Annotated in this window: 5 protein-coding genes; 3 read left to right on the forward strand and 2 right to left on the reverse strand. The window is 70.8% G+C overall.

The window, feature by feature from the left end; all coding sequences use genetic code 11:
- Positions 1–13: 13 nt before the first annotated feature.
- Positions 14–1,207 carry a metallophosphoesterase gene (locus ACFQV6_RS44020; protein ID WP_378033704.1) on the reverse strand — a complete coding sequence of 398 codons (1,194 nt, stop codon included), beginning with the start codon at positions 1,205–1,207 and terminating at the stop codon, positions 14–16.
- Between the two features lie 202 nt (positions 1,208–1,409).
- On the opposite strand from ACFQV6_RS44020, the gene ACFQV6_RS44025 reads away from it, so the two are divergent.
- Positions 1,410–2,441 carry a ScyD/ScyE family protein gene (locus ACFQV6_RS44025; protein WP_378033705.1) on the forward strand — a complete coding sequence of 344 codons (1,032 nt, stop codon included), beginning with the start codon at positions 1,410–1,412 and terminating at the stop codon, positions 2,439–2,441.
- On the opposite strand, the gene ACFQV6_RS44030 is transcribed toward ACFQV6_RS44025, so the two are convergent.
- Positions 2,412–3,074 (reverse strand): hypothetical protein, encoded by a 663-nt coding sequence (locus ACFQV6_RS44030; protein WP_378033706.1) that lies wholly within the window; start codon positions 3,072–3,074, stop codon positions 2,412–2,414. The two genes, ACFQV6_RS44025 and ACFQV6_RS44030, sit on opposite strands and share 30 nt — an antisense overlap.
- A gap of 232 nt (positions 3,075–3,306) precedes the next feature.
- Here ACFQV6_RS44030 and ACFQV6_RS44035 point away from each other — a divergent pair, with 232 nt between their 5' ends.
- Positions 3,307–4,113 carry a polysaccharide deacetylase family protein gene (locus tag ACFQV6_RS44035; protein ID WP_378033707.1) on the forward strand — a complete coding sequence of 269 codons (807 nt, stop codon included), beginning with the start codon at positions 3,307–3,309 and terminating at the stop codon, positions 4,111–4,113.
- Positions 4,110–5,171, forward strand: coding sequence for a glycoside hydrolase family 26 protein (locus ACFQV6_RS44040; RefSeq protein ID WP_378033708.1), 1,062 nt, complete (start codon positions 4,110–4,112; stop codon positions 5,169–5,171). Before ACFQV6_RS44035 ends, ACFQV6_RS44040 begins: the two co-directional genes overlap by 4 nt.
- Positions 5,172–5,599: the final 428 nt, after the last annotated feature.

Below are 5,599 nucleotides of genomic sequence, written 5' to 3' on the forward strand. Positions count from 1 at the left end.
TGGGGGTGGTGGGTCAGGAGGTGGGGGTGGGTGTGGGGGTGCGGAGAGTTAGGAGGGTGATTTCGCTGGGGGCGAAGATGCGGAAGGGCGGGCCCCAGAAGCCGGTGCCGCGACTGGTGTAGAGCTGGGTGCGGTCGGAGTGGCGGGAGAGGCCCTGGAGGACGGGCTGGTCGATGCGGACCAGGTAGTGGAAGGGCCACATCTGGCCGCCGTGAGTGTGGCCGGAGAGTTGGAGGTCGATGCCGTGGTCGACGGCGCCGGTGATCTGCTGGGGCTGGTGGGCGAGGAGCAGGACCGGGAGGGAGGGGTCGGCGCCGGCCAGGGCGGCGGCGTGGTCGGCGTGGTGGCCGGGGAGGCCGGAGCCGGCGGCGGTGCGGTCGTCGACGCCGGCGACGATCAGGGAGTCGCCGTTGCGGGAGACGAGCAGGTGGCGGTTGTGCAGGGCGTCCCAGCCGAGGGAGGTCATATGCTCGACCCAGCCGAGGGCGCCGCTGAAGTACTCGTGGTTGCCGGTCACGTAGACCCGCGCATACTTCGCGCGGACGTCGCCGAGTGGCGCCGACTGGGAGAGGCGCTGGGCGACCTGGCCGTCGGCGATGTCGCCGGTGTGGGCGACGATGTCCGGGTCGAGGGAGTTGATCACGTCGACGACGCCGCGGGACCAGCGGGAGCGGTCGATCGGCCCGTAGTGCGTGTCGGTGATCAGCACCACCCGCAGCCCGTCGAGGCCGGGACCGAGCCGGGGCAGGGTGACCTCCACGTTGCGGACGCGGGAGACCCGCATGGCCTCCGCATAGCCCCAGACGAGCAGCACCGCTGAGATCACCAGCACGCCGGCGGTGACGGCCCGGGAGCGCATCGGGTCGGCGACACCGGCCAGCGCCAGCAACAGGCCGGCCGCCTGACCGATCACGGACCAGGTGAAAAGCACCCAGACCACGCCGAGCAGGACGTCGGCAGCGCGCGCGGCGGCGTCGCTGTGCCCGCCGTGGCCGCGCAGCATCAGCACCGGGAAACCTGCCGCGACCAGCAGGAACAGTGCGGTGCCGGCAATGAACACCGGCGCCGGCCAGGCATTGCCCGACCACACCAGCGTCGCCCACGGCACGCCGAACAACAGCAGCACGACCACCGCGATCACCGTGCCGAAAACCGCACGCGATCCACGCCGACGAGGTTTCGCCTCGACGGTCTCATCCACCGACATGGGAGCAAGCATGCCACCCGGGTGTGACAAAAACCTTTCCGGTACGCGTGATGCGCCCCGCTTCCCGGACGACCCATCCGGCCGTCCCCCGCCGGTGGTCGGATCAAGGACTCCCGGGGCGCCCGGACCGTTCGGGCCATATACCCGCCCTGGTGGAGCGCCGGAGCCTGTCCCGAGAGCATCGACTACACGGGGGAAGTAGATGATCACTCGGAGTGCGATGGCGGCTGCCCTGGTGGCGGCATCCGGCCTCATGCCGGCGCTGACGCTGACGCTGACGCTGACGCTGACGCTGACGCTGACGCCGGCGCCGGCGAATGCGGGCGCCGCGCCGCATCGACCATCCGTCCGGACGATCGCGGCCGGCCTGGACAACCCCCGTGGATTGACCTTCGGCCCGGCCGGTGAGCTCTACGTGGCCGAGGCCGGCCGGGGCGGTCCTGGACCATGCCGGCCGGGGCGCAGAGGCGGCCTTATATGTTTCGGCCGCTCCGGAGCGATCACCGCGATCATCGGCGGCCGGCAGCGGCGAATCCTGCGGAACCTGCCTTCGATGGCACTGAACTCCGGCGCCGAGGCGATCGGCCCTTCTGACGTCTCCGCGGGCCAGGACGGCGAGCTCTACTACACCGTCAGCATGACCGGCCTGTTTCGAGCGGAACAGACAGCGGGACAGGCGGCGGAACAGACAGCGGGACAGGCGGCGGGACAGGGGACGGGACAGGGGACGGGACAGGGGGAAATCGCGTACGGGGAGGCGTACGGAAAAAGGGAGAGTGACCTGACCGCCCTGCTGGTGTCCGGCCGCACCCACCTGGTGGTCGACGCGGCCGCCGGTGCCCTCCTGCGTCTCGGCCCGCGTGGCCGGATGTTCACGGTCGCGGCCTTCCGCGAACCGGCCTCCGTCGCCCGCGGCCCGGACGGTGCCCTCTACGTCGGTGACCGCACCCGGATCTGGCGTGCCGAGCCGGGGCGCACACCGCGCGTGTACGCCTCCGGCTTCACCGGCATCGTCGATCTGACCTGGTCCGATGCCGGCGGCCTGTACGTCCTCGAGTCCTCCGGAACGCTGCGCGGAGCCGCCGGCAGAACCGTGGTCGCGAGGAACCTGACCGCCCCGGGTGGGCTCGCGATCCGCGGCCGGTACGCCTACGTCTCCGTGTGCGGGGTCTGCAGTGGCACCGGCGCGGTCGTCAGGGTGGATCTAGGCGCGGAACGACAGCCCGAGACGTAGCCCGGCCACCCCCGCGGGGGAGAGGGGCCGCGTCGTCGCCCGGGACAGGTCGGAGCGGATGCCGTCCGGAAGCTCGTCGCCGAGCGCGCACAGTGCCGGGAACAGGTCGAGCACCTGCCGGTGGCTCAGCGCCCCGGTCCCTATCAACAGGCCGTTCAGGGCGGTCGGGCTCTGCGCGAGCTCCTTGCAGAGCTGCCGCCGCCAGCGCGGATCGTGGACGTGGTCGGCGAACTCGCGGGCGATCCGGTTGCCCGCGGGGGCGCGCAGGCCACCGAGGGCGGTCTGCCGGAACCGGGCGACGGACGGCGCGAGGCGGCAGGCGATGCCGAGGCGCCGGGCGAGCTGCGGCACGGTCAGCACGTCGAGGCCGGACGCGCACCGTTCGCAGAGCCGTTCGTAGGTCTTGGAGTGCACGACGGAGGCCGGCCGCTGGCAGGCGCCGTCGAGCCCGCAGATGGGGTCGAGGATCACCTCGGTGAGGGTGCCCTCGTGGTCGAAGCGGCCCACGGCGAAATAGGTGGCCGGGGCGGTGCGGTAGTGGGCCAGGGCGGCGCGGGCGCTGACGTAACCGTCTGGGTCGACGCCGATGCGGGGCACACCGCTGTCGGTGTGCAACTGGATGAGGCGAAACATGGTGCGCGCTCCCGGGGTAGAGCGGTTTCGGTGTCGTCCTGCGATACGTCTCCGTCGCTGCAAAGGTTCACTTCTTACTCTGAGTCACTGGATTGTGACTAAGTAAGCGCAGGTAGGAGACTTGGAGATGGCAGCACGTTACTCGTTGTAGTGTGAATTGGCCAGACGGACGACCCGGCGAGATCCCCTTCGCGGTTAGGCTTTCCAACCTGTGAAAAAAGGGGGTAAATCGGTGACGCCGGCTTGGAGAGCACTGCCCGCGCTGATGTATCACTCGGTCTCCGCCGTGGGCGGGCCACTGCGTGATCTGGCGGTGCCGCCGCAGCGGCTCGCCGAGCAGCTGCACGCGCTGTCCGGCGCCGGATACCGCCTGACCGGCCTGACCGAGGCCCTGGACGCGCTGAGCACCGGCAGCACGGAGAAGATGGTCGCGGTCACCTTCGACGACGGCTATCGGGACTTCCTCACCGCCGGTGTACCCGCGCTCCGGGCGGCCGGTGCCGGTGCCACCCTGTACGCCTCGGTCGGCCACCTCGGCGGCGGGCACGCGGGCTGGCTCGGCGAGTGGGCGCCCGCGTTCGGCCCGATGCTGACCTGGCACGAGCTGGCCGAGGTGGCGACCGTACCGGGCATCGAGATCGGCAATCACAGCCTGATCCACCAGCCGCTCGACGTCCTGGGGCATGCCGAACTCCGCGACCAGGTGATCCGCAGCCACGACGAGCTGGAGCAGCGGCTGCAGGTGAAGGTGCGCTCGTTCGCGTACCCGCACGGCTACAACAGCCGCCAGGTGCGCGACGTGGTGGCGGCCGCCGGGCACGACAACGCCACCGAGGTGGGGCGGCGGATGCACACGCCGGGGGAGCGCCGGCTCGCCGTACCCCGGTTCCAGCCGGCACCCGGCCACACCGGCGCCGACCTGGTGGCGATCGTCGACGGTGCCGGATCGGCGCTGGTACCGCAGCTGAAGCGGCTCGCGCAGCCCGGCTGGCGGATGGTCCGGCGGATGGCGCGCAAGGCAGGCCGGAACCTGACGTGACGCACTCGCACCGTGACCCCGCACAGGCCCGGGTCAGCCGCCGCGGACTGCTGGGCCTCGCCGCGCTCGCCGCCGTGCCGGTTGGCACGCTCGGCTTCCGCTACGCGAGCGCCGGCGACACGGCGCCCACCGTTTCGGCGCCGGCGCCGTCCGCTTCGGCTTCGCCCACTCCCAGCGCCACCCCCTCGCCGTTCGCGCGGGCCGGCGGCAAGCTCGGCGGCACGGTGCCGTTCCTGCCCGGCAAGGCTCTGTTCGGCGCGTACCTCGGGTTCGACGGCCTCAGCTACAAGGAGGCGCTGGAGCTGCGTAACGAGCAGCTCGGCCGCAAGCACCGGATCGTGCACCTGTTCTACGGCTGGGGCGACCAGCTGCCGACGTCGATCCCCTATCTGCCGAAGGGCGCCTACCCGCTGGTGTCCTGGCGCGGCATCAAGTACAAGGACATCCTCAACGGGAAGTCCGACGAGACGATCGCCCGCGCCGCCCGGCATCTGCGCGACCTGGGCCGGCCGCTGATGCTGCGCTGGGGCTGGGAGATGAACGGCGGCTGGTACGACTGGGGCGGCGCCAAGAACGGCAAGGACCCCGCCGGCTACATCTCGTGCTACCGCCGGCTCCACCGGATCTTCGGCGAGGAGGGTGCGGACAACGTCGCCTGGGTGTGGAGTCCGAACTGGAACCACAACCCTCGCGAGGCCTGGAACCGCACCGAGAACTACTACCCCGGTGACGAGTTCGTGGACTGGGTGGGCGTGTCCGGATACAACCTGCACCAGGAGTCGCCGGCGACGCTCTTCGACACCATCTACCAGCAGTTCTCCCCGCGGAAGCCGATCATCATCACGGAGACCGGCGCCATGGAGAAGGGCGGCACGACGAAGGCCGACTGGATCACGGAGTTCGCTCGCTATGTGGGTGAGCGGCCGGCGATCGGCGCCGTGACGTGGTTCGACACCGACACGCACTTCAGTTACCCCGAGAAGTGGCGCGTCGACACCGATCCGAAGTCACTGGCCGCCTACCGGACGATGGCGGCGAGCGCCCGCTTCAGCGGCTGATCCCGCCCGCGCTTCAGGGAGGCGGTTCGGTCAGGCTTCATGGGGCGCGGTTCGGTCAGGCTTCACGGGGCGCGGTGCGCGGTTCGGTCAGGCTTCACGGGGCGCGGTGCGCGGTTCGGTCAGGCTTCATGGGGTGCGGTGCGCGGTTCGGTCACTGTTCTTTTTTCGTACGACCGACGCAGAGTCTTGCCCTCACAGCGCGATCTGACTGCCGGGTCGAGTTTGCGGCGCGACCGCCGGGCGGAAATCGGTGGTCGCGCTTCACAGTACTGCCGATTCCCGCTCCCCGCCCGCCCTCACGCCCCCGGCTGGCTCCCAGGGACGTCTCCGCTTTCCCAAAGCACCTCTCACGCCCAGCCGGCTCCACGAGCTGGGCGTGAGAGGGGCTTTTGGGTGTTCGGGGCACCGCTCACGTCCAGCTGGGTGGT

The organism is Actinoplanes sp. GCM10030250 (genome assembly GCF_042666575.1).
Lineage (GTDB): Bacteria > Actinomycetota > Actinomycetes > Mycobacteriales > Micromonosporaceae > Actinoplanes.

Bases quoted from the DNA above. Each gene is read 5' to 3' on its own strand.
- ACFQV6_RS44025 (WP_378033705.1), top strand. From the start codon at position 1,410: ATGATCACTCGGAGTGCGATGGCGGCTGCCCTGGTGGCGGCATCCGGC.
- ACFQV6_RS44030 (WP_378033706.1), bottom strand. From the start codon at position 3,074: ATGTTTCGCCTCATCCAGTTGCACACCGACAGCGGTGTGCCCCGCATC.
- ACFQV6_RS44020 (WP_378033704.1), bottom strand. From the start codon at position 1,207: ATGTCGGTGGATGAGACCGTCGAGGCGAAACCTCGTCGGCGTGGATCG.